We start from the raw sequence: 21,771 nt of genomic DNA on the forward strand, positions 1-21,771 counted from the left end.
ACAGGCATGTCCGGATACGTGCTGGCGATCGACCAGGGCACCACATCGTCCCGCGCCATCGTTTTCGACGACGCGTTCCGGGTCGTCGGGATCGCGCAGCAGGAGTTCGAGCAGATCCTGCCGCGCTCCGGCTGGGTGGAGCACGATCCCGAAGAGATCTGGTGCTCGGTGGTGGAAACGGTCCGCGCGGCGCTGGCCGACGCGTCGCTTTCGGCGCGCGACATTGCGGCGATCGGCATCACCAACCAGCGCGAGACGACGCTGATCTGGGACCGCGAGACCGGCCGCCCGATCCACGATGCGATCGTCTGGCAGGACCGGCGAACCGCCGAGCGCTGTCGCCATCTCATTGCCGACGGCGCCGAAGGTCTTGTCGCTGAAAAGACGGGGCTCGTGATCGACCCCTATTTCGCCGGCACCAAGATCGCCTGGCTTCTCGACAACGTGGACGGCGCGAGAGCCGAGGCGGAAGCCGGCAAGCTCGCCTTCGGCACGGTGGACACGTTCCTCCTGTGGCGCCTGACCGGCGGGCGCGTCCACGCAACGGACGCGACCAACGCGTCGCGCACGCTCCTGTTCGACACCCTCGCCAACACGTGGGACGACGAGCTTCTTCGTCTCTTCGGCGTGCCCCGCGCGCTTCTGCCCGACGTGCAGGACTGCGCCGCCGACTTCGGCACGACCGACCCGGCGCTGTTCGGCGAGGCGATAGCGATCCGCGGGGTGGCGGGGGATCAGCATGCCGCGACCCTCGGCAATGCCTGCTTCCAGCCCGGCATGATGAAATCGACCTACGGAACCGGATGCTTTGCCGTTCTCAACACGGGCGCGGAGCGCGTGCCGTCCCGGCATCGCCTTCTATCCACGATCGCCTATCGTCTGGGCGGACAGACGACCTATGCTCTCGAAGGCTCGATCTTCATCGCGGGCGCGGCCGTTCAATGGCTGCGCGACGGGTTGCGCATCGTCTCCGACGCATCCCAGACGGGGCCGATGGCCGAGCGGGCCGACGACGCGCAGGACGTCTATCTCGTGCCAGCCTTCACGGGGCTCGGCGCGCCGTGGTGGGACCCGGAAGCACGCGGCGCGCTCTACGGGCTGACGCGCAACACCGGCCCGAACGAGATCGCCCGTGCGGCGCTGGAGGCGGTGTGCTTCCAGACCGCCGACCTCCTGAACGCCATGCGGCAGGATTGGCCGGGGGCGGCGGATACGGTGCTGCGCGTCGACGGCGGCATGGTTGCCAGCGACTGGACCATGCAGCGCCTCGCCGACCTTCTCGACTCCCCGGTCGACCGGCCGACCGTTCTGGAAACCACCGCGCTCGGCGCCGCCTGGCTCGCCGGCCACCATTGCGGGGCGTGGCCGGGAATGGACGGCTTTGCCGCTCGCTGGAAGCTGGAGCGCCGCTTCGAGCCGCGCATGGACGCGGTGACGCGCGGCGCCAAGCTCGCCGGCTGGTCCCGCGCGCTGCGGCGAACGCTGAGCGACGCGGTCGCCGGTTAGAAGACCGTCAGGTCGCGTCCATCCCGCGCCGAGGGCAGCTGGCATCCGGGGTTCAGCATCTCCCTCGGGTCGAGCAGCGCCTTGACGCCGCGCAGGAGCCGTTCCTGCACGGGCGAGCGGCGCGTGGCGAAGTCGTCGCGCTTCAATCGGCCGACCCCGTGCTCGGCGCTGATACCCCCGTCGTAGCGATCGACGATCGCCTGAAGGATCGTCTTGGCCGTCTTCAGCTGTGCGTCCCGTTCCGCGCGTTCGAGCCCCGCCGGCGGCAGCACGTTGAAATGGATGTTGCCGTCCCCGACATGGCCGTAGGCGACGGGAAGACAGTCCGGCAGGCAGCGTGCGATCTCCTCCATCCCCTCCTGAATGAACGGGGCGACTTTCGAAGGGGGCACGGATAGATCGGTGCGCAGGTGGACGCCGCGCTTGGCCTGTCCCTCGTTCATGCCGTCGCGGATCTGCCAGAGATCGGCGCCCTGCGACTCGGATGAGGCCAGAACGCCGTCGATCACCAGACCCCGCTCCATCGCCGTCTCGAAGAAGCGTTCCACGAGGGGTTTGAGGTCGAGGGAACCGGTCGCAGAAACGTCGATCAGCGCATAGGCGGGCGCGGGCGCGATCTGCGGCAGGGCGAGGTTCGGATCGGCTTCCTTGGCCAACATCATGCCTTCGGGCGGCACGAGCTCGAAGGCGGACAGAAGATCGCAGCATTCGCGCCGAGCCAGCGCGTAGAGCGCCATCACGTCGCTTCGATCGGCCAGCGCCAGGAGCGCCGTCTCGGTTCGCGTCGGCTTCGGCACGAGGCGGATCGCGGCGGCCGTGACGATGCCCAGCGTTCCCTCCGCGCCGATGAAGAGCTGCTTCAGGTCGACGCCGCTATTGTTCTTGCGAAGGGTGGACAGGCCGTTCCAGATCGTGCCGTCCGCGAGCACGACCTCGAGCCCCAGGATCATCTCGCGCGTCATCCCATAGCGCAGGACGTTGATGCCGCCGGCATTGGTGGAAATGTTGCCGCCGATCTGGCAACTCCCCTCGGCACCCAGCGACAGGGGAAAGAAAAGGTCCTCTGCCTCCACGGCCGTTTTGATCGCGGCCAGGACGCAGCCCGCTTCCACCACGGCGGAAAAGTCCGCCGCGTCGATCGTCCGGATGCGGTTCATCCGCTCCAGCGACAGGAGGACATGCCCGTCGGCGCTGGTCGGGATGCCGCCCAGAACGAGGCCGGTATTGCCGCCCTGCGGAACGACGGCGAGGTTCCGCTCCGCGCAGAAGCGGACGATCTCGGCCACCTCGGCGGTCGAAGCGGGGCGCAGGACCGCGACCGCCTCGCCCTCCGCGTCGCCATGCCAATCGCGCCGATAGCGCCGGGTATCGGCGGCTTCGGTCAACACGGAGCGAGGTCCGAAGCGATCGACCATCATCTGCCGAAGGGCGACCGGATCGGGGTTGGGGGTTTGGACGGCTGCGCTCATGATAGGATCCTCCCGGCGATCGGACTGCACCAACACAATACGCCGAGCAAGGCTTCTTTGCGGAAGGAAGCGAAGTCCGCGACACGCCAGCGACGCTTAGCCGCCCATTGGAAATCGCAAGGGTCGCGCGCGATCCTCCGGAACGATAGCACTCCGGCGATCCTTCCCAGTGCGACTGATTCATCGGGAGCCAACCTCATGTCGCGCACAACGACCCAATCCCTTGCCGCCCTTCTAGCCGTCGGCACCATCCTGTCCTTCGGCTCGCTGGCCTCGGCCCAGACGGCAGCGCCCGCTACGCAGAACGAGGCCGCGCCTCGGATGGCGCAACCCGGCGCGGAAATGAAAAGCATCCTCGACAAGCTCGTCGATCTCGGCGCCAAGCCGATCGGCACCCTGTCGGTCGAGCAGACCCGCGCCCAGCCGACCCCGGCGGACGCCGTGATGGCTGTCATGAAGGACAAGTCCATTGCGCCCGACCCGATGGCCGCGGCCATCAAGACGCGCGACATCAAGATCCCCGGTGCGGGAGGCGAGGTCGACGCACGCGTCTATACGCCGCCCGGCTCCGGCCCCTTCCCGCTCGTCGTCTATTATCACGGCGGCGGCTGGGTGATCGCCGACATCGACACCTACGATGCCAGCGCCCGTTCGCTTGCGGCCGGCTCTAAGGCGGTCGTCGTCTCGGTGGACTATCGCCATGCGCCCGAGCACAAGTTCCCGGCAGCCCATGAGGACGCCTTCGCCGCCTACAAGTGGATCGTCGAGCATTCGGGCGAGATGAACGCCGACGCCACGCGCATTGCGGTGGCGGGCGAGAGCGCCGGCGGGAACCTTGCGACCAACGTCGCGATCATGGCGCGTGATGCCAAGATCACGCAGCCGATCCATCAGCTTCTGGTGTATCCGGTGGCCGGCAACGACATGATGACGCCGTCCTACCAGGAAAACGCCGAGGCGCAGCCGCTGTCGAAGCCAGCGATGGAATGGTTCGTCTCGAACGTCTTCGCCGACAAGTCGCAGACGGCGGACAAGCGTCTCAACCTCGTCGGTCGCACCGATCTCCAGGGCCTGCCGCCCGCCACGATCATCAACGCCCAGATCGATCCGCTGCGCTCCGAAGGCGAAGCCTATGCCGAGAAGCTGAAGGCCGCCGGCGTCGCGACCGAGCAGAAGACCTATGAGGGCGCGACGCACGAGTTCTTCGGCATGGGCACGGTGGTGCCCCAAGCCAAGGAAGCGATGACGATGGCGACCGAGCGTCTCACGGCGGCCTTCTCGGCGACATCCGGCGAAGCCACGAGTTCGACGAGCAACGCCCCGGCGCCGACACCGGCACCGGCCAACTGAGAATGAAACGGGCGCGGCACTCCCAGCGGTGCCGCGCCCGACTTCCGTTCAGTTCGACGTCCGAACGCCCGACGTTCGCCGCAGCCATTCCTGCAACTCGATTTCCGCCTGTTCCAGACCGGTTCGGTTGAGGAGGCGCCGCATCAAAGCCAAGCTGACGGCGCGGGTTCGCAGGTTGAAGGTGTCGGCGCCGGCCGAGCCCTCATAGGCGCCGACCTTCTCGTAGATCTGCTGCAGACGGTTCTGGACGCTTCGCAGCGATACCGAGCGCCGGTCCGCGATCATCCGGTCGGTCAGCCCCAGGGCGAGATCGACGAGGATTTCGTATTCCACCTCCGACAAGGCTTCGGACCGGTTCGCCGCCTTTTGCTGGACCGTCCGGATTTCGCGGTCGATGACGCATTGGCCCTCGACGAAGACGCCGCGCAGCGCCAGCCCGAGACGCTCCTCGGAAGCGGATTTCAGGATGTAGCCATAGGCAGCACCCGCCGGAACGATGCGGGACACGCCGCGCACATAGGCCTCGTCCGCGTAGTTCGACCAGAAGATGATGCTCGTGTCCGGCTGGTCGCGCCAAAGGGCGCGCGCCATGTCGACGCCGGTCCGATGCGGCATCTGGAGGTCCACGACGAGCGAGCGCACCTTGTGGCTTCGCGCCAGACGCTCTCCTTCCTCGCCGTCCTGCGCTTCCAGCAGCGGTCGCCCCGGCAGCGTTGCGTGGATGACCTCGCGCAAGAAGGCGCGGTGCACCGCGTCGTCCTCCACGAGAAGGATTTCGCCGTTCGTCATCGCCCCTCTCCTTCCCCCGACGTCGGCGCGCCCAGCGACAGCGACATCAGCGTGCCCCGTCCGTCCGCCAGACGATCCAGGAAGAAGCTCGCGGAGATCAGGCGCGCCCGCGTCTGCATGTTGCGGATGCCCCCGATGCGGCGGCGTTGCGGAATAGGCGCAAAGCCGACGCCGTCGTCCCGCACCGCGATCTGGATGCCGCCCTCGCTAGACCTTTCGAGATCGACGTCGATCCGAGCGGGCGAGGCGTGATGGACCGCGTTGTTGACGGCCTCCTGGACGATGCGGAACAGAGCGACCCGAAGCGAAGGGCCGAGCGCGTCGACCGCCCCCTCGCTCCGATCCGACAGGTTCCAGACGATGCCGGTATCGGCGAGCGCGCGCACGAGGAAATCCTCGACGCCTTCGGCGAAGCCGAAGAGTTCGAGAATGTTGGGCCGCGCGTCGTCGATGATCTCGCGCAGTTCGCCGATGCAGCGGTGAAGACTTCCGATCACCGGCGCCAGAGCCTCGGACGTTCGATCCTCGCCATCGCGCAAGCCCTCCAGTCGTCGGACGACGCGCGTCAGGTCGGCGAGCGTCTGGTCGTGAAGGTCCATGCCGATGCGCTGGCGCTCGCGCTCCAACTCCTCCGTCAGGCGCAGGGCGCCTTCGCGCAGGCCCTCCTCGCGAGCGCGTCCTTCCGCTTCCTCGATGGCGAGGCGCTTCGCGTCCTGGCTGGCGCGCAGGGCGTAGAAATAAGGAGCCAGCATCTCGGCGGCGTGGCCCGCGATCGTCACGTCCTCGTCCCGGTAGAAGCCCGCGTCGTGCTTGGAGCAGGAAAAGGCACCGATCACCTCGCCCCGCACCACGAGGGCGACATGGATGCGTGAGCGTAGGTTCTGATCGAATATCGGATGGTTGAACGCGCCTTCGAACCGAAAGCGCGGATCGGTCGTGGCGTCCCCGGTCAGAAGCTCGCGGGCTTCTCCAAGGAGGATGCTGCGGATCGGGCTGCCGCTCACCGGGATCGGGTGTTCGGCGAGGCTCCAGTCCGTATGAAGGCCCGCTTCGTAGGCAACATGGACGTTTTCGCCCGTCCGGAGGAGGCAGACGTCGAGATGGTCGTGCGGCAGGACGTCGTCCAACTCCTCCGACACCGCTTGGATGGCCGATTGCAGATCGAGGTGGCCCGCCAGCGCACGCGAGATGCGCAGGAGATGCCCGAACACGGCCTCGGGTGAGGGAAACGCCCGGGCGTTGCGGGCGGGTCGAACGGGAACGGGGGCCATGCTCATCCGTCGATCGCACCACGTTTGCCCCCCGCCCGCCAGCGCGGAAAGCATGCGCGGGGCGGCGAAACCGGCAGCCGGTTTGCGGGAACCCGCAAAGGCCCTGCGCGGATCGGATTGGACAGACGAGCCCCCGCCGTACCACACTCCTCCCCGGCCGTCGGGAGCGGCCGGACCCCGTGCGGCGCATGGGCTCGACGAATCGAGGGCCGGAGGGCCCATGGGAGGAACCTATGATCGCCAAGCGTTTCCTGCTGGCCGGCGTCGCTGCGGCGAGCCTTTTCGCCGTCATGCCGGCCCAAGCCGAGACAGCCGGCAAGAGCATCGCCCTGTCCAACAACTATGCCGGCAATTCCTGGCGTCAGGCCATGCTGGAAAGCTGGAAGACGGTGACGGGCAAGGCCGTCTCGGACGGCGTCGTCAAGGCGGCGGACGCCTTCACCACCGCCGAGAATCAAGCCACCGAACAGGCCGCGCAGATCCAGAACATGATTCTGCAGGGCTATGACGCCATCGTCATCAACGCCGCCTCGCCGACCGCGCTGAATGGCGCGGTCAAGGAAGCCTGCGACGCCGGCATCACCGTCGTGTCCTTCGACGGCATCGTGACCGAACCCTGCGCGTGGCGCGTGGCCGTGGACTTCCGCAAGATGGGGTCGGGCCAGCTCGACTATCTCGCCGAGCGCTATCCCGACGGCGGCAACCTCCTCGAAATCCGCGGCCTTGCCGGCACTTCGGTGGATACGGAAATCCATGAGGGGATCGCGGCGGGGCTGGAGACCCATTCGAAGTTCAAGGTCGTGTCGGAGGTCCAGGGCGACTGGACCCAGACGGTCGCGCAGAAGTCGGTCGCCGGCGTCCTTCCGAGCATCCCGCCGGTGGTGGGTGTCGTCACGCAGGGCGGCGACGGGTTCGGCGCGGCGGAAGCCTTCGCCGCCGCCGGCCGCCCGACGCCCACGATCATCATGGGCAACCGGCAGGACGAGCTTGCCTGGTGGAAGACGCAGAAGGATAAGGACGGATACGAGACCATGTCGGTCTCCATCGCGCCGGGCGTGTCGACGCTCGCCTTCTGGGTGGCGCAGCAGATCCTCGACGGGCAGGAGGTCCCGAAAGACCTCGTCGTTCCGTTCCTGTCGATCGATCAGGCGGGGCTCGACGAGTCTCTGAAGACGACGCCGGATGGGGGTGTCGCCAACGTCGAGTACAGCCAGGACGACGCCAAAAAGGTGATCGCCGAGGCGAAGTAAGCCTTCGGACGGCGGCGGGGCGACAAGCTCCGCCGCCTCGCCCGTCCTCGTCCGCGCCAGCCTTTCCGAGTGCCATGCCATGAGTGCAGCCGTCGGCGGATTCGCCGCATCCGCGAACGCGCCGCCGCCGTTCGTTCATCTTCGCGAGGTCGCCAAGAGCTACGGCGCGGTCCGAGCCCTCGCGGGCGTCGACTTCGCCGTGCGGGCTGGCGAATGCGTCGGGCTCGCGGGCCATAACGGGGCCGGCAAGTCCACGCTGATGCAGGTGCTGGCGGGCAACGTCCGGGCCGACGCCGGAGAGCTCCATGTCGGCGGCTCGAATGAAGCGGGGCGATACTCCGTCGAGCGCGCCGGGCGGCTCGGCGTTCGCTGCGTGTTCCAAGAGCTTTCGCTTTGTCCCAACCTGACGGTGGCGGAGAACGCGCGCATTCGGCATGCATACTTGCGCGGGTTCGGCTGGCGGGCGCGCGCCTCGAAACTGATCCTCGAAAAGCTCGACGAGATCTTTCCCGGCCACGGCATCAGGGCGGGCGATCTCGTGTCCGACCTCGCCCTCGGCCAGCGGCAGATGGTCGAGATCGCGACCGTCTTCGCGCCGGGGGAAACGCCGCTTTCCCTTGTCATTCTCGACGAACCGACCTCGTCGCTGGATGCCCAGGTCGCCGCGCAGCTCCTGGCCCATGTGCGCCGGTTCGTATCGGCAGGCGGAAGCGTGGTCCTGATTTCGCACATCCTCGGGGAGATCCTGCAAACCTGCGACCGCATCACCGTCATGAGCGACGGCCGCGTCGTCGCGGATCGGCCCGCGAGCGAGTTCACCCGTGCCTCGCTCGTGGAAACCATGGGCCATGTCGCGCACGAGGATGCCGAAACAGAAGACGATGTTAACACGAGCTTTGCGAGCGCTGCGGTCGTCGCCTCCGCCGCCCCACCGCGCCAAGGCAATGGGCGGCGTGTGGAAGCGCGGCGCGGCGAGATCGTCGGGCTCGGGGGGCTGGCGGGCCACGGCCAGACCGCGCTTCTCGTGCTCCTCCAGAACGCGGCGCGCCATCGCTCGCGCTTTGCCGAACTGAAAGGGCGCGTCGCCTTCGTGGCGGGCGACCGGCAGAGTGACGGGGTGTTTCCACTCTGGTCGATCGGCGAGAACGTCACCGTCCGCTCGCTCCGCGGCATGCGCCGGTTCGGTCTCATCGACGCCGGCGCCGAGCGGGCGATGGAAGCCGAGTGGAAGGAGCGGATCGCCATTCGCACGCCCGACATGGGCAACGGCATCCTCACCCTTTCCGGCGGCAACCAGCAGAAGGCGCTGTTCGCACGCGCCTTGGCGTCCGATGCCGATATCATCCTGATGGACGACCCGATGCGCGGCGTCGACATCGGCACCAAGCAGGAAGTCTACGCCCTGATCCGCGGCGAGGCCGCCAAGGGTCGGACCTTCCTCTGGTACACGACGGAGTTCGACGAATTGCGCGCCTGCGACCACACCTACGTCTTCCGATCGGGCCGCATCGTCGCCGACATGGCGCGCAGCGAACTGTCGGAAGCGCGCGTGCTCCAATCCTCCTTCGCGGACGACGCGGCATGACGCGAAGCCCCGCTCTCGCCCGCACGCTGCGAGATCTCCTGCCGCCGGTCTCGCTGGCGCTTCTCCTCGTCGCGATCTTCGTCATCCAGCCGCGCGCCATGAGCTATCTCGGCCTGTCCCTGATGCTCAACCTCGCGCTGCCGATCGCGCTCGCGACCGTGGCGCAGCTTTGCGTCATCGCGGTCAACGATCTCGACCTGTCGATCGGCGCCTTCGTGTCCTTTGCCGCTTGCATCGGCGCGACGCTCCTCAACGACACGCCGCTTCTCGGCGTCGCGGCGCTCGTCGGCTGCATCGGGGTCTACGCGCTTCTCGGCGCGCTGATCCACTTGCGTAATCTGCCCTCGATCGTGGTGACGCTCGGCATGAGCTTCGTCTGGCTGGGGGCCGCGGTGCTGCTGCTTCCGAGCCCAGGCGGCAGCGCCCCGGCATGGCTGGCGGGGGCGATGAAGTACAAGCTGCCCTTCGTGCCGCTGGCGATCGTGGCGAGCGCGGCCTTGGCGCTCGCCGGTCATTTCCTCCTGATGCGCTCCTCGTTCGGAACCGTGCTGCGCGGCGCGGGCGGTAACGCGCAGGCCGTGCAGCGGGCCGGCTGGTCGCTCCTGCGCGCCAAGATGACGATGTATGCGCTTTGCGGCTTCTTCGGCGTCCTGTCGGGTCTGGCGCTCGTCGGCCTCACCACCTCGGCCGACGCCAACATCGCGTTGCGCTACACGCTTCTGTCCATCGCCGGGGTGATCCTCGGCGGCGGCGAGTTCACCGGCGGGCGCGTTTCGCCGATCGGCGCGGTCCTGGGCGCCCTGACCCTGACGCTCGCGGGCTCGCTCCTGTCGTTCCTGCGCATCTCACCCGACTGGCAGATCGGCGCGCAAGGGGCGATCCTGATCGTGGTCCTGGCGCTTCGCGCGCTGGTGAACCGGGTGGAAAGGCAAGCCGCATGAGCGCTGCCCCCTCCTCCCCCGTCGTTCCACCGCGCCGGAAGCTTCAGGCGCCCTGGCTCTTCTCGTTCCTCGGCGCCGCCGCCGTCTTCGGTGCTACGATCGCCTTCACCGGCGGCGTCGGCGCCGCGCAGATCCTCTCCACCGCCCTTACCTTCGCCACGATGTACGTGATCGTCGGGCTCGGGCAGATGTTCGTCATCACCACCGGCCCCGGCAACGTCGATCTCTCGATCCCCTCGACCATCGCCCTGGCCGGCGCGGTGTCGATGACCGTGATGGGCGGCAGCGACGCGATGATCGTGCCGGGGTTGCTTGCAGCGCTCGGTGTCGGCGTCGCGGTCGGCTGCTTCAACTTCGCCCTGATCCGCCTTCTCCAGATCCCGCCGATCATCGCGACCCTGTCGGCAAGCTTCCTGATCCAGTCGGTTGCCATCGCCTACGGGCGCGGCCTGCGCGTTCGCCCGCCCTCCGGCTTCGCCGAGTTCGCGACCGGGCGCGTCGCTGACATTCCCTATCTCGCCATCGCGACGCTCGGGCTCTGCGTGCTGATGGGCATCCTTCTTCATCGCACCGTCTATGGCCGCTCGATCTCAGCGATCGGCCAGAACACGCGCGCGGCCGGCCTTGCCGGCATCCCCGTCGAGCGCGTGCGCTGGGCGACCTACGTTCTGTCGGCGGTGCTGGCGGGTCTTTGCGGCGCCGTCCTCGCAGGTTTTTCCGGCGGCTCCTCGCTTAACATGGGCGAGGAGTATCTGCTGGCCTCGATCGCCGTCGTGGTCGTCGGCGGATCGTCCGTGTCGGGCGGCCAGTCCAACGTGACGGGCCTTTGGGGGGCGTCGATCTTCCTCTACCTCCTCGTCACCATGCTCAACACGTTCGGCGTCGGAGCGGGCCTGCGCCTGCTCCTCACCGGCCTCATCATCATCGCCATCATCACGCTTGCCGGCGGCCCGCGCACGGGCCGGAACTGAAGGAGTCCACCATGGCCATCATGACCCCGTACCAGGTGGACGACGTACGCTTTTCCGCTCTGACACTCCTGAACGTCGAGCTCGAGCAGGTGTTCGAGGGATGCCGCTGGGCGGAAGGGCCGGTTTGGTTCGGCGATGCCGGCCATCTCCTGTGGAGCGACATCCCCAACAACCGCATGATGCGCTTCATCCCGAATGTCGGCACTTCGGTGTTCCGCCACGAGGCCAACAATTCCAACGGCAACACGCGCGACCGAGAAGGGCGGCTCCTGTCCTGCGAGCACGGGACGCGCCGCGTGACGCGCACGGAGATCGACGGCTCCATCACGGTGATCGCCGACCGGTTCGAGGGCAAGCGTCTCAACTCGCCCAACGATCTCGTGGTGAAACGCGACGGCTCGATCTGGTTCACCGACCCGACCTACGGAATCTTGAGCGACTACGAGGGATATGCCGCCGAGCCGGAGCAGCCGGTGCGCGGCGTCTACCGCGTGGACGGGGCGAGCGGCGCGATCACCCGCGTCATCGACGACTTCCTTCAGCCCAACGGCCTTGCCTTCTCGCCCGACGAGCGCTTTCTCTACGTCGCCGATTCCGGGGCGAGCCATAGCCCGGACCATCCCCGGCACATCCGTCGCTTCCGCGTGGAGGGCGAGAGGTTGATCGACGACGGCGTCCACTGCCGGATCGACGTCGGCATTCCCGATGGCATCCGCGTCGATACGAAGGGCCATCTCTGGTCGAGCGCGGCGGACGGGGTGCATTGCTTCGCTCCCGACGGCACGCGGCTCGGCAAGATCAAGGTTCCGGAGGTGGTCGCCAATCTCTGCTTTGGCGGCCCCAAGCGCAACCGCCTCTTCATTGCCGGAACGCGCTCGCTCTATTCGATCTACGTCAACGCCAGAGGCTGCTGACGGCTCGGCCCTCAGAGATAGGACAGGAGGCTGCCGGCGGTCGAACCCGAACTCGAATTGCCGAACAGCGACAGGACGGAAGACGACGAGGAGGAACTGCCGTTCGCGATATCGTAGAGCGCCGAGAAGCGGGTGATGAACTTGTCGAGCTTCTTGGTGTCCTGCCAGTCGCCGAAGTCGATCTTGCTTTCCAGAAGCTTGGCCTGCGACTCGATCGACATGTTGGCCATGCTGGCCGGCAGGCCGAGCGCGGTGCGAACGGTCTCGAACACAGCCTTGTCGGCGAGGACGCCGTAGGCCGTCGTGATGCTCGGGGCCTTGCGCAGGAAGTAGAGCGCGAGGCGCGCGCCCTCGCTGTTTTCTCCGACCTGCTCCTCCATTGTCTGGAGGACGTACTGGTTCTGCGTCGTCAGCAGCTTGGCTCCGCCTTGCACGCCGTCCGCCTCGCGCGCGATCAGCCCTTTCGGCGTGAAGTTGAAGGCGGAGACGAAATCCACGTAGCGCTTGTCGCCCTTGGTGTTGGCGAAGCTCTTCGGATCCGACAGGTCGCTCGTCATGAGCTTCTTCAGATCGCTCGCGGAAATCTTTTCCTTTTCGAGCCCGTAGGCCGTCAGCGCGTATTTCACGAGCTTGTCGTTCGACAGGAAGTCGTCGAGCGAGCGAACCTCGCCGATGGCGGTGAGGTAGTCCTTGGTGGCAGCCGTGATCAGGGACTTCTGCGCCGTGCTGACATCCTTGCCGAAGGTCGCGGCATAGAGCGAGCCGGTGGTCGTCTGAGACGAGACGGACTGGGCGAGGCGCTGCGTCGTGACCTTGCCGGCCGCGTCGAAGTTGAAGGCGGCTGCCAGCTTCTCGTAGCGTTCGTCCTTCAGCTTGCTGACGTAGCTGTTGGGATCGGACGGGTCGCTGAGAAGAACCTTGCGGATCTTGGCGGACGATTCCGTCGTCGGATCGATATCGAACGCGGTGAGAATGTAGTCGAACGCCGCCTTGCCGAACGCGCTGTCGCGACCGAGGAGGTCGTTGATCGTCTTCATGTTGGAAAGACGCGCCTCCATCACCGACGTGCGGCGCGCGTCGTCGGAATTGGCGCTGGTCTGATAGTTGGCGTAGAATTTCTGCTCCAGCGAGGCCGTCGTCGTGGCGCTGTCGAGAGCCGTTTCGCCGGCGGGCACCGCGCCCGTTCCGGTGAAGTTGAAGGCCGCGTTGAGCGCGACCAACTTGTTCTTGCGGGTGATCTCGCCACTGGTCGATGTCGGCATGGATGCCAGGGCGCTGGATGCGTCGCCGGATTGCGAATTCAGGATGTTGAGGACGAAGCTCGGCGACTCCGTTGTGGGGTCGAGCCCGAACGCCGTCAGGACATAGCCGAACAACTGCTCGTCGTCGGTGATCTGGCTGGCCTGCGTGATGCCGGCGATCCGGTCGTTGAAATAGCTGACCTTCAGCGCCGCGGCCTGGGTGCTCGCCCCTGCCCCCATGCGATCGAAGTAGGTCGCGGAGATGTCGGCGATCTGCGAGGCGGTCTGGACCGGGTTCCCGGCCTGCAACGTGCCGTCGGCCTGGAAGTTGAACATCGAGCGAAGGCCCGCCAACCCCGTGTTGGACGACGAGCTTCCGTTCAGCAACGCATCGCGGAGCACGGCCTTGTCGGCGGTCGCCGGGTCCTGGTTGGCGACCTTGGCGACCACTGCAAACAGGACGGGATCGGCCAGAAGATCGTCGACGTTGGTGATCGACTGGACGGCGTTCCCGTACTGAGTGACGGTGGCGGAGACCTTAGCGGCGGCGCGGACGCGGTGTTCGCTGTACGCCTCGGTCAGAAGCCCCGTCTGCGCCGGGGTCTGGATCGCCTTCGTGCCTGTCGAGGAGAAATTGAACGAAGCGGCGAACTGGCGATAGCGCTGGTCGGTCAACTTGTTGGCGAAGCTGTTGGCGTCCGTCAGATCGCTCTGGAGGACCTTCTTCATCAAGCCCTTCGAAGCGATCTGGTCCTGGAGGCCATAGGCCTTCATCGCATAGGAATAGAGCTTGTAGTCCTTCAGGAGATCGTCGACCGTCTCGACCTTGCCGATGTTGGCCTTGTAGTAGGCCGCCTCCCGCTCGACGGTGGCCTGATCCGAAACGCGCTGGATCGATTTGGCAATGTCGTTGGCATAGAGCCGGTAGTTGAGAAGCGTCGAGAGCACCGGCTTGAGCCTTGTCGTATCGCCGGCCGGGAAGCCGGGCGGTTTGCCCGTGGATTATCGGCGAACGTCGTTACCCCGACGTAAACCGATCTCCATCAGTGCGTCTTGAAGGCCTCGCCGCCGATCTGGTTCTTGGGCAGGAAGTCGAACTGGTCGACCATGACCTCCTCGACGACCTTGCGTCCGTACTTGGCGTTGACCCCGTCCCGTAGCGACGCCATGAGCGCCGACAGGTCGTAACGCTCGGGGTGCTGAAAGTCGAAGTCGGACACGGAATAGACCGTCTTGAACGCCTGATCGAGGATGATCGGCTCCGGCGGCACGGCCAGCTTGGATGCCGTCTCGCCGTCGATCGTGTAGACGAAGCGCGCCATGACATAGCCCTGAATCGCGTTTTCGGCGATCACCGGCACGGCGATGCTGTCGGTCTTCTTGTAGTCGAGACCTTCGAAGTAATCCGGTGCCTTGGGCGCCTCGGATGCGGAGGCGCCGGCAAGGTTCGCCACCGCATAGCCCGATCCCAACGTGACTAGGCAGACCCAGACGCCGATGCCGAGGAGCTTGATCATCCGATCCGCTTCGCCCCGTTGACGGACGCTCCGTAGGTGCCGTCGGACTCGGCTTCCGCCATGGCGCGGGTGATGAGGCCCGCGACCTCGGCGGTGGCCTCCATATGGAGCTCCAGAAGGCGGCTGTTGTCGGTGAGGCGCTCGCGCAGGACGAGGAGCCGATCCTGAAGCTCGCCGCTCATGCCGTGCGGCTCCAGCCCGCGCCCGATGCGCGTCAGTTCCATGAGGCTTTGGTTCTTGCGGTGGCTGATCTCGCCGAGGCCCGAGTGATCGCTGGCGCGCAGCGCCATCATCTCGCCCGCGAGAACGGCTTCGAGCCGGTTGATGGCTTGAGTCAGAACCGCTTCCAATGTCCTACCCTTTTTTCTGGCGGCCGAAGCCGCGGCATGTCGTGTGTCGTCCCGAAGCCTTTTCTCGGCTTCGTTGCGTCACTTCGTTTCGTTGATGGCGGTGTTCGTCTTCGGATCCACGTCGCGGCTCTTGCCCAGCATCTCGGCGATGCCGATGCCCCCCGATGCCGCCATTTCGTCACCGATCCGTTCGGCCAGCATGGACCGCCAGATGTTGCCGGCCGTCCCGGTCCCGAAGAAGCTGGAGTTTTCGCTCGGCAGCATGTTCTCGATGAAGGAGCGCAGGACGAAGCTTTCGAACCGCTGGAGCGGCTTCAGCTCGGCGCTGCGCGACGACTGGTGGTGGAAATCGATGTTCTCGGCCGCGCCCGACTGTTCGCTCGCGGCGGCATTCATCGTCCCTTCGAACGACACCGCCTGATCGCCCGCCTCGACGCGCGCCGCCGGCGCGGAGGCCGTACGCTCGACGCGCGGGAGGGAGGAGGAAACGGGAAGTACGGTCATCACGGAACGCCTGAACGAGTTGATCGCGAAACCGGAAGTTCGAACCCCGATTCGATAGAGACCGTTGTAAGGCAGCCCACTTATTCGAAACTTGCGGCCTTGGCGGCGAGATGATCCTCCAGCGCGCTCATGAGTTCGTCGCGCTCGCGATCCGCCGCTTCCAGCGCCTGCGCCCGCTCAGCTGCACGCTCGACGCGCTTTTCAGCCGCGTGCGCATCGCGAACGCGGCGGCGCGCTTCCTCTTCACGCGAACGTGTCTCTCGCAGCGCCATGTCATTGCGGCGCAGCGCGGAGACCTTGGCGTCGAGGAACAGGCCGTGCATCAGCGACTGGGAGCCAAGCGTTTCGAGAAGCTCGCGCTCGTTCTCCACCAGCCGGTTTTCCTCGCGCACGAGTTCGGCGAGACGCCATTCCTCGATCTGACGCATCTTTTCCTGTACGTCGCGCACGCGGGCCAGACGCTCACCCTTGCCCCGCGCGTTCATCCGTTCAGCACCCAGTTGCGGAAGCCCTCGATGAAGAGCGTCAGGTAGTCGCCGATCGAAAAGCCGAGGAGCACGAGGCCGCCAGCCAGAACGAAGGGAAGCGAGATGAAGTAGATCGGGATCTGCGGCGTCATCTTGTTGGCCAGACCGACCGCGAAGTTTACCACGACGGCGTAGACGACGAAGGGGCTCGCGATGCGCAGGCACAGGTGGAACGTCGTGTCGAGATTGTCGACGAGCGCGGCAAGCCCCGAGCGGATCGAGAAGCCGAGTTCCACCGGCATCGCGCGGTAGGAGGCGATGAGCGCCTGAACGATCTCGGCGTGGAGGTTCAGCGAGAAGATCAGGACGGTCGCCGTCAGGGTGATCAGCGATACGAGCGCGGGATCGGCTTCGTGGCCTTCGATCGGCACGCCGAGCGACTGGCCCATGCCGATGGCGCTGGCGATGACGCCGCCTGAAAACTGCAGCGCGATCATGAAGACGCGGCCGAGAAGCCCGATCAGGAGGCCGTTCAGGATCTCGCCGAACATCATGGCGATGCGCATGTCGTCCGAAGCGACGCGAACCAGCGGCATGATGTCGGGCAGGAGGCGCGGCGACACGGCAAGCGCGATCGCCACCGCCACGAACAGCCGGATCTGCGAGGGAATGCGCAGGCTGGAGAAGCCCGGCAGCACCATCAGGCACGCTCCGATCCGGCAGAACACCAGGAAGACCGAGAGGATCAGGATCTCGGCTTCGGGGGTCACGAGATGGAACCCAGCGCCTTGATGTCGACCCCGCGCGCGATCTCCAGGTGCGAGAGCACCGGCAGGTTCACGAAGATGCGCTCGATCATCATGCGCACGTAGGGGCGTGCGTCCGGCGAGGCGACGAGCACGAAGCTTTCGCCCTGGTCGGTCTTTTCGCGGATGATCTTGGAGGCCTCCGTCGCGAACTGCTCGACGAGGCGCGGGTCGATATCGAACTCGATGACGTCGCCCTTGACGTCGCGCTTGAGCGCCTGGTGGAAGGCGAGATCCCACCGGTTGCCGAGGCGCAGCACCGCGAGCTGGCCGTCGTGGAGGAGATCGCCGCAGATTTGCTGCGCCATGCGGGTGCGCACATGCTCGACGATCTTTTCCGAGCGGCGCACATGAGGTGCGATCTCGGCGATGGCTTCGAGAATCAGCGTCAGGTTGCGGATCGAGACGCGCTCGGCGAGCAAGAGCTTCAGGACCGCCTGAAGGCCGGAATAGCTCATGTGGGTCGGCACGATCTCGTCGATCAGCCGCTTGTATTCGGGCTCCAGCCGGTCGAGCAGCGAGCGCATGTCCTTGTAGGACAAGAGATGCGCGAGATTGTTGCGCATAACCTCGGACAGGTGCGTCAGGATGATCGACAGCGTGTCCACCGGCTCGAAACCGGCGCGGCGCGCCGCCGAGGCGAAGGTTTCGGAGATCCAGGCGGCGCGCAGGCCGAAGGCCGGCTCCTTGGTCAGGTCGTGTGGGATGTCGGGCGCGGGCGCGTCGCCGAGCATCACGAGGAGGTCGCCGAGGCGCACGGGCTGGGTCGCCACCGTCGTCCCGTGGACCTTGATGGCGTAGGACTTCGCGGGGATCGACAGGTCGTCCGAGAGCTTGATCTCGGGAATGACGAACCCGTAGCGCGAGGCGAAGCGACGGCGCATCTTGCCGACGCGGTTGGCCAGCTCGTCGCGCGAGAAGGACAGGTGCGCGGCGACCTGCTTGCCGAGCACGAGCTCGACCTCGATGATGCGCAGGGACTCCTTGACCGACTGGCGCTCGGCCTCGATCGCCTGTGCTTCCTGCTCGCGCTTGGCGCTCTCGACGCGCTCGGCCTCCGTGGCGCGGCGACGCGGGATGACATAGGCGATGCTCGCCATCAGGCAGCCGGTGATGGCGAAGGGCATGAACGGCAGGCCGGGCAGGAGCGACAGGACGCCGAGGAGCGCGGCGGCGACCATCAGCGCCTTCGGGTAATGCCCGAGCTGCGTCATGATGGCGCTTTCGGCCGCCCCGCGCGTTCCGCCCTTGGACACGAGAAGGCCGGCGGCGAGCGAGACGACGAGCGCCGGGATCTGGGTCACGAGACCGTCGCCGACCGAGAGCTTGACGAAGACGTCGGCCGCGTGGCTGGCGTCCATGCCGTGGCGCGTGACGCCGATGATGATGCCGCCGAAGATGTTGACGGCGGTGATGATGAGGCCGGCGATGGCGTCGCCGCGCACGAACTTCGAGGCACCGTCCATGGAGCCGAAGAAGGAGCTTTCCTCTTCGAGCTCGCGCCGGCGGGTCTGGGCCTGCTTCTCGTCGATGAGGCCGGCCGAGAGATCGGCGTCGATCGCCATCTGCTTGCCGGGAATGGCGTCGAGGGTGAAGCGCGCGCCCACTTCCGCGATACGCGTCGCGCCCTTGGTGATGACGAGGAAGTTCACCGTGATCAGGATGATGAAGACCACGATGCCGATGACGAAGTCGCCGCCCATGACGAACTGCGAGAAGCCGCCGATCACGTAGCCGGCGGCGTTGTGCCCCTGGTCGCCATGGGACAGGATCACGCGCGTCGTCGCGATGTTGAGCGACAGGCGCAGCATGGTGGCAAGCAGGAGGACGGTCGGAAAGGCCGAGAAGTCGAGCGGCTTTTCGATCCAGAGCGCCACCATCAGGATCAGGATGGACAGCGCGATCGAGATCACGAGGCCCATGTCGATCAGGAATGCCGGGATCGGCACGAACAGAACGGCGAGGATCGCCACAATGCCCAGCGCGAAGCCGATGTCGCGGGCGCTGGATTTGGGAAGCGCGGGGGATGAAGGGATCTTGAGCGTATCGACGGCCATGCGCATCGTCCTGCACGGCGCCCGGGCCCATCGGCCCCGACGCGAAATCGTTAACGGATGTTTGCCATTTCGGACTGGTGCAGGGCTGGCGGCTGAGCGACGCGAAAAGGCCCGCGCCGGTTTCCCGGCACGGGCCCTTTAAAGGTATCGCGGATATGGGGGGCTCAGAACCCGTGTTCGATCCGCGAGAAGGTTTCCTGCGTGAAGGCGTAGACCTGCGCGCCGGTGAAGGACGCGGTGAAGGCGATGATGACGAAGATCGCCAGGATCTTCGGCACGAAGGTCAGCGTCACTTCCTGGATCTGCGTCAGCGCCTGGAACAGCGCGATGACGATGCCGACCAGCATAGCCCCGCCGACGGCGGGCCCGCAGGCGGCGACGACGGTCCAGATCGCGGACTGGACGATATCGATGGCGTCGGCCTCGTTCACGCTACTCGACCTTCACGCCGGAGCTGAGAAGCAGGGTGTTGCCCGAAGCCAGGGTCGCGACGGTTCCGTCCTTGGTCACCTGGATCGACTTCACGACGCCGCTGACATCGCCGTCGCCCGAAGTGACCGTGCGGCCGATCAGGTTGTTGGCCTGCGTCAGCGAGTTGAGCGTCGTCATCGCTTCGAGCTTCTGGTTCAGCTTGATCGACTGCTCGACGTTGGAGAAGGAGGCCAGCTGGCTCATCTGCTGGGTCGGATCGGTCGGATTGAGCGGATCCTGGTTCTTCATCTGCGCGACGAGGAGCTTCAGGAAGGCGTCGTAGTCGAGGCCCGTCTTCATCTCGCTCGTGGTGGCGGTGGAAACGGCCGCCGCCGCGGTGCTCGTGGTCGAGGATACGGTGGTCATGGCTCAGCGAGCTCCCATGGCGACGGCCGGGCGGGCGATCGCGTCGATGGACGGAACCCTCATCGTCTCGCTGTTCAGGACCGCATCCTCGGACGGGATGAGGGCGCGAAGGCGCTTCAGGGCTTCGAAATTGCGTTCGCGCTCCACTAGATCGACCACATCCTGGATCCCTGAGCGGATCTCGGACGAGGAGAAGGCGGCCAGAAGGGCGGGATAGGTCCGCGAGAAGGCGGCCCGTGCATCCTTGGCGCCCGCCGGATCGATCAGCATCAGCTGTACGATGAAGTAGAGCTGGCGCAGGGGCGTGTTGGCGTCTTCGGGCTGCATGACGTGGCTTTCCAGAAGAAAGGTCACGTCGTTCATGAACTCGAGATGCGTCTTGCGATCGACGCGCATGACCGCGCCGTTGACGAAGATCCGTTCGCCGGCCCGAAGCGTGATGCGAAGGGTGGACATGGTTATTCCCCCAACCCGTCGCGGATCATGGCGGTGATCTCGATCATGGTGGCGAAGCTTGCCGAGCGGCCAAGGCGAATGGCTTCCGCCTCGCGCATGATCCACAGGCCGATGGAAATCAGCGCAGCGCGCAGTTCCTCGGGCAGCGAGTTCTCCGGGCTGGCGAGGTCCTCGACGAGAACGCTCCAGAGCGATCGCGTGAGATAGATGGCCTCGGTCGCCTCGCGCGAGCCGGGACCGGCGGCCTCTGCGCGCTGGAGCGCGTCGATGGTGCGGTCCAGCGCCTCGCGCTCCCGGTCGCGAGCCGTCGCGGAGCTCTCCGAGCTGACTTCCGCATAGGAAAACTGATACATGCTTCGTATCCCGTGAGGCTCGATCGCAGCGGCTCCTGGCCGCCATGCGCCGTGGAGAGCTTGAGACTTAGAGGTAGTTGAGAAGGCTGAGACCGCTCAAACGTCCGGTCACCTCGTAGGAAGCCTTGAGCTGCGTCTCCAGAGTGGTGACCCGCAGCGTGGCCTCGGCATAATCGACGCCCTCCAGGCGATCGATCGATTCGTCCACCAGCTTCTTCTGAGCGGTCAGGCTGGTGTTCGCCAGCTCGACGCGATTGATCCTCGTGCCGACTTCGGCGGTCAGCGAGGTCAGCCCGCTGATGCCTTCGTTGACGCGCGTCAGGGCCGCTTTCGCCACGACCGAACGCGTTTCCGCCGACATTTCGCCAAGGCCCGCATTGGTCAGGAGCGAGTATGCCGCCGTCAGCTTGCGGAAGGCTGTCTCGTTGGTGCTGAGCGAGGAATCGAGCGTCTCGTTCTTGGTGATGCGGGAAACCACCGGCGTGTCGGAGGCGTTGGACCAGGCATCCCAGCTCGCGCCGTCGGCGAACAGATCGTCGAACTTGTAGGTCGTGCCGCCGGCCGTGTAGCCGTCCTTGCCGAGATAGGCTTCCATCACCTCCGGCGAGACGTTGGCTGCCGTCACCGTGGTGCCCGTGGCAGTGCCGACGGCCTGAAGGAAGGCGTTGAACCCGTCGGCGACCTGAGAGCTGCCGTCCTTCATCGGCATCTGGTCGGTCTGCGCGCCGGCGAAGAGGTACTGCCCGGTCACGTTGATGTTGAGGGCGCCGATCATCGACTGCATCGAGGCCTTCGCCGTATCGACCACCGCCGTCACGCCGACCGCGTTGCCCGTGGTGCTCAGCATGGTCGTCAGGGACGACGAAAGGCTCTGCGCCGAGTTCGTCAGCCCAGCCATCGTGTCGTCCATCATTTCCAGACGCGTCGTCACGAGCTTGTTGGAATCGAGCATCCGCCCGATCGAGCTCGCCTGCGACTGGTAGCGCACCGCCTCCCCGGTCAGGCGGCCGAGCGCCAAGCCGACATCGGCGTGCCGGCCGGTGCCGACTTCCGCATTCGCCTTGTTCAGTTCGTTCTGCAGCTTGAGGATCGTGGTCCGGGTCGCGGCGTTGAAGGAGAGCGATGAAATCATCATGA

The 21,771-nt window shown here is 66.2% G+C and carries 22 protein-coding genes; 7 read left to right on the forward strand and 15 right to left on the reverse strand.

Annotation, left to right across the window (positions count from 1 at the left end; translation table 11 throughout):
* The first annotated feature begins 6 nt into the window (after positions 1-6).
* Positions 7-1,506, forward strand: coding sequence for a glycerol kinase GlpK (gene glpK, locus H7A85_RS05615; RefSeq protein WP_182084894.1), 1,500 nt, complete (start codon positions 7-9; stop codon positions 1,504-1,506).
* On the opposite strand, the gene H7A85_RS05620 is transcribed toward glpK, so the two are convergent.
* On the reverse strand, positions 1,503-2,924 hold the full coding sequence (locus H7A85_RS05620) for an FAD-binding oxidoreductase (protein WP_182085090.1): 1,422 nt from the start codon (positions 2,922-2,924) through the stop codon (positions 1,503-1,505). The two genes, glpK and H7A85_RS05620, sit on opposite strands and share 4 nt — an antisense overlap.
* Before the next feature lie 249 nt (positions 2,925-3,173).
* Between H7A85_RS05620 and H7A85_RS05625 the strand changes: the two genes are divergently transcribed.
* On the forward strand, positions 3,174-4,325 hold the full coding sequence (locus H7A85_RS05625) for an alpha/beta hydrolase (RefSeq protein WP_182084895.1): 1,152 nt from the start codon (positions 3,174-3,176) through the stop codon (positions 4,323-4,325).
* Positions 4,326-4,373: 48 nt separating this feature from the next.
* Here the strand turns inward: H7A85_RS05625 and H7A85_RS05630 are convergent, their stop codons facing one another.
* The gene (locus H7A85_RS05630) at positions 4,374-5,114 is read right to left on the reverse strand and encodes a response regulator transcription factor (protein ID WP_182084896.1); all 741 of its coding nucleotides are present in this window, start codon (positions 5,112-5,114) and stop codon (positions 4,374-4,376) included.
* The gene (locus H7A85_RS05635) at positions 5,111-6,391 is read right to left on the reverse strand and encodes a GAF domain-containing protein (protein ID WP_244630974.1); all 1,281 of its coding nucleotides are present in this window, start codon (positions 6,389-6,391) and stop codon (positions 5,111-5,113) included. The genes H7A85_RS05630 and H7A85_RS05635 overlap by 4 nt, the downstream gene beginning before the upstream one ends.
* Before the next feature lie 227 nt (positions 6,392-6,618).
* Here H7A85_RS05635 and H7A85_RS05640 point away from each other — a divergent pair, with 227 nt between their 5' ends.
* The 5 genes from H7A85_RS05640 (at position 6,619) to H7A85_RS05660 (ending at position 12,046) form a co-directional block, all read left to right on the forward strand.
* On the forward strand, positions 6,619-7,635 hold the full coding sequence (locus H7A85_RS05640; RefSeq protein WP_182084897.1) for a substrate-binding domain-containing protein: 1,017 nt from the start codon (positions 6,619-6,621) through the stop codon (positions 7,633-7,635).
* Positions 7,636-7,714: 79 nt separating this feature from the next.
* A complete protein-coding gene (locus H7A85_RS05645; RefSeq protein ID WP_182084898.1) occupies positions 7,715-9,220 on the forward strand; it encodes a sugar ABC transporter ATP-binding protein in 1,506 nt (501 codons plus the stop codon).
* A complete protein-coding gene (locus tag H7A85_RS05650) occupies positions 9,217-10,161 on the forward strand; it encodes an ABC transporter permease (protein WP_182084899.1) in 945 nt (314 codons plus the stop codon). The genes H7A85_RS05645 and H7A85_RS05650 overlap by 4 nt, the downstream gene beginning before the upstream one ends.
* A complete protein-coding gene (locus H7A85_RS05655) occupies positions 10,158-11,132 on the forward strand; it encodes an ABC transporter permease (RefSeq protein ID WP_182084900.1) in 975 nt (324 codons plus the stop codon). Before H7A85_RS05650 ends, H7A85_RS05655 begins: the two co-directional genes overlap by 4 nt.
* A gap of 11 nt (positions 11,133-11,143) precedes the next feature.
* Positions 11,144-12,046, forward strand: coding sequence for an SMP-30/gluconolactonase/LRE family protein (locus H7A85_RS05660; RefSeq protein ID WP_182084901.1), 903 nt, complete (start codon positions 11,144-11,146; stop codon positions 12,044-12,046).
* A gap of 11 nt (positions 12,047-12,057) precedes the next feature.
* Here the strand turns inward: H7A85_RS05660 and H7A85_RS05665 are convergent, their stop codons facing one another.
* From H7A85_RS05665 to H7A85_RS05720, 12 genes are all read right to left on the reverse strand, one after another.
* Positions 12,058-14,235, reverse strand: coding sequence for a DUF1217 domain-containing protein (locus H7A85_RS05665; protein WP_182084902.1), 2,178 nt, complete (start codon positions 14,233-14,235; stop codon positions 12,058-12,060).
* A gap of 95 nt (positions 14,236-14,330) precedes the next feature.
* Positions 14,331-14,804, reverse strand: coding sequence for a hypothetical protein (locus H7A85_RS05670; RefSeq protein ID WP_182084903.1), 474 nt, complete (start codon positions 14,802-14,804; stop codon positions 14,331-14,333).
* Positions 14,801-15,154: a hypothetical protein gene (locus H7A85_RS05675; protein WP_182084904.1), complete on the reverse strand. Its 354-nt coding sequence runs from the start codon at positions 15,152-15,154 to the stop codon at positions 14,801-14,803. Before H7A85_RS05675 ends, H7A85_RS05670 begins: the two co-directional genes overlap by 4 nt.
* 78 nt (positions 15,155-15,232) lie before the next feature.
* On the reverse strand, positions 15,233-15,658 hold the full coding sequence (locus H7A85_RS05680; RefSeq protein WP_182084905.1) for a rod-binding protein: 426 nt from the start codon (positions 15,656-15,658) through the stop codon (positions 15,233-15,235).
* Positions 15,659-15,738: 80 nt separating this feature from the next.
* Positions 15,739-16,143: a hypothetical protein gene (locus H7A85_RS05685; protein WP_182084906.1), complete on the reverse strand. Its 405-nt coding sequence runs from the start codon at positions 16,141-16,143 to the stop codon at positions 15,739-15,741.
* The gene (locus tag H7A85_RS05690) at positions 16,140-16,895 is read right to left on the reverse strand and encodes a flagellar biosynthetic protein FliR (RefSeq protein WP_182084907.1); all 756 of its coding nucleotides are present in this window, start codon (positions 16,893-16,895) and stop codon (positions 16,140-16,142) included. Before H7A85_RS05690 ends, H7A85_RS05685 begins: the two co-directional genes overlap by 4 nt.
* Positions 16,892-18,988, reverse strand: a complete 2,097-nt coding sequence (gene flhA, locus H7A85_RS05695) for a flagellar biosynthesis protein FlhA (protein WP_182084908.1) — start codon at positions 18,986-18,988, stop codon at positions 16,892-16,894. The genes H7A85_RS05690 and flhA overlap by 4 nt, the downstream gene beginning before the upstream one ends.
* Positions 18,989-19,152: 164 nt before the next feature.
* Positions 19,153-19,419: a flagellar biosynthesis protein FliQ gene (gene fliQ / locus H7A85_RS05700; RefSeq protein ID WP_090960449.1), complete on the reverse strand. Its 267-nt coding sequence runs from the start codon at positions 19,417-19,419 to the stop codon at positions 19,153-19,155.
* Between the two features lies 1 nt (position 19,420).
* A complete protein-coding gene (gene flgD / locus H7A85_RS05705; RefSeq protein WP_182084909.1) occupies positions 19,421-19,825 on the reverse strand; it encodes a flagellar hook assembly protein FlgD in 405 nt (134 codons plus the stop codon).
* Positions 19,826-19,828: 3 nt separating this feature from the next.
* Entirely contained in the window at positions 19,829-20,281 is a 453-nt protein-coding gene (flbT, locus tag H7A85_RS05710) for a flagellar biosynthesis repressor FlbT (protein ID WP_182084910.1), read from the reverse strand.
* A 2-nt stretch (positions 20,282-20,283) separates the two neighbouring features.
* Entirely contained in the window at positions 20,284-20,634 is a 351-nt protein-coding gene (flaF, locus tag H7A85_RS05715) for a flagellar biosynthesis regulator FlaF (RefSeq protein WP_182084911.1), read from the reverse strand.
* Positions 20,635-20,701: 67 nt separating this feature from the next.
* Entirely contained in the window at positions 20,702-21,769 is a 1,068-nt protein-coding gene (locus H7A85_RS05720) for a flagellar hook-associated family protein (protein WP_182084912.1), read from the reverse strand.
* Positions 21,770-21,771: the final 2 nt, after the last annotated feature.

It is taken from the genome of Aureimonas sp. ME7 (genome assembly GCF_903970965.1).
Taxonomy (GTDB): Bacteria; Pseudomonadota; Alphaproteobacteria; order Rhizobiales; family Rhizobiaceae; genus Aureimonas.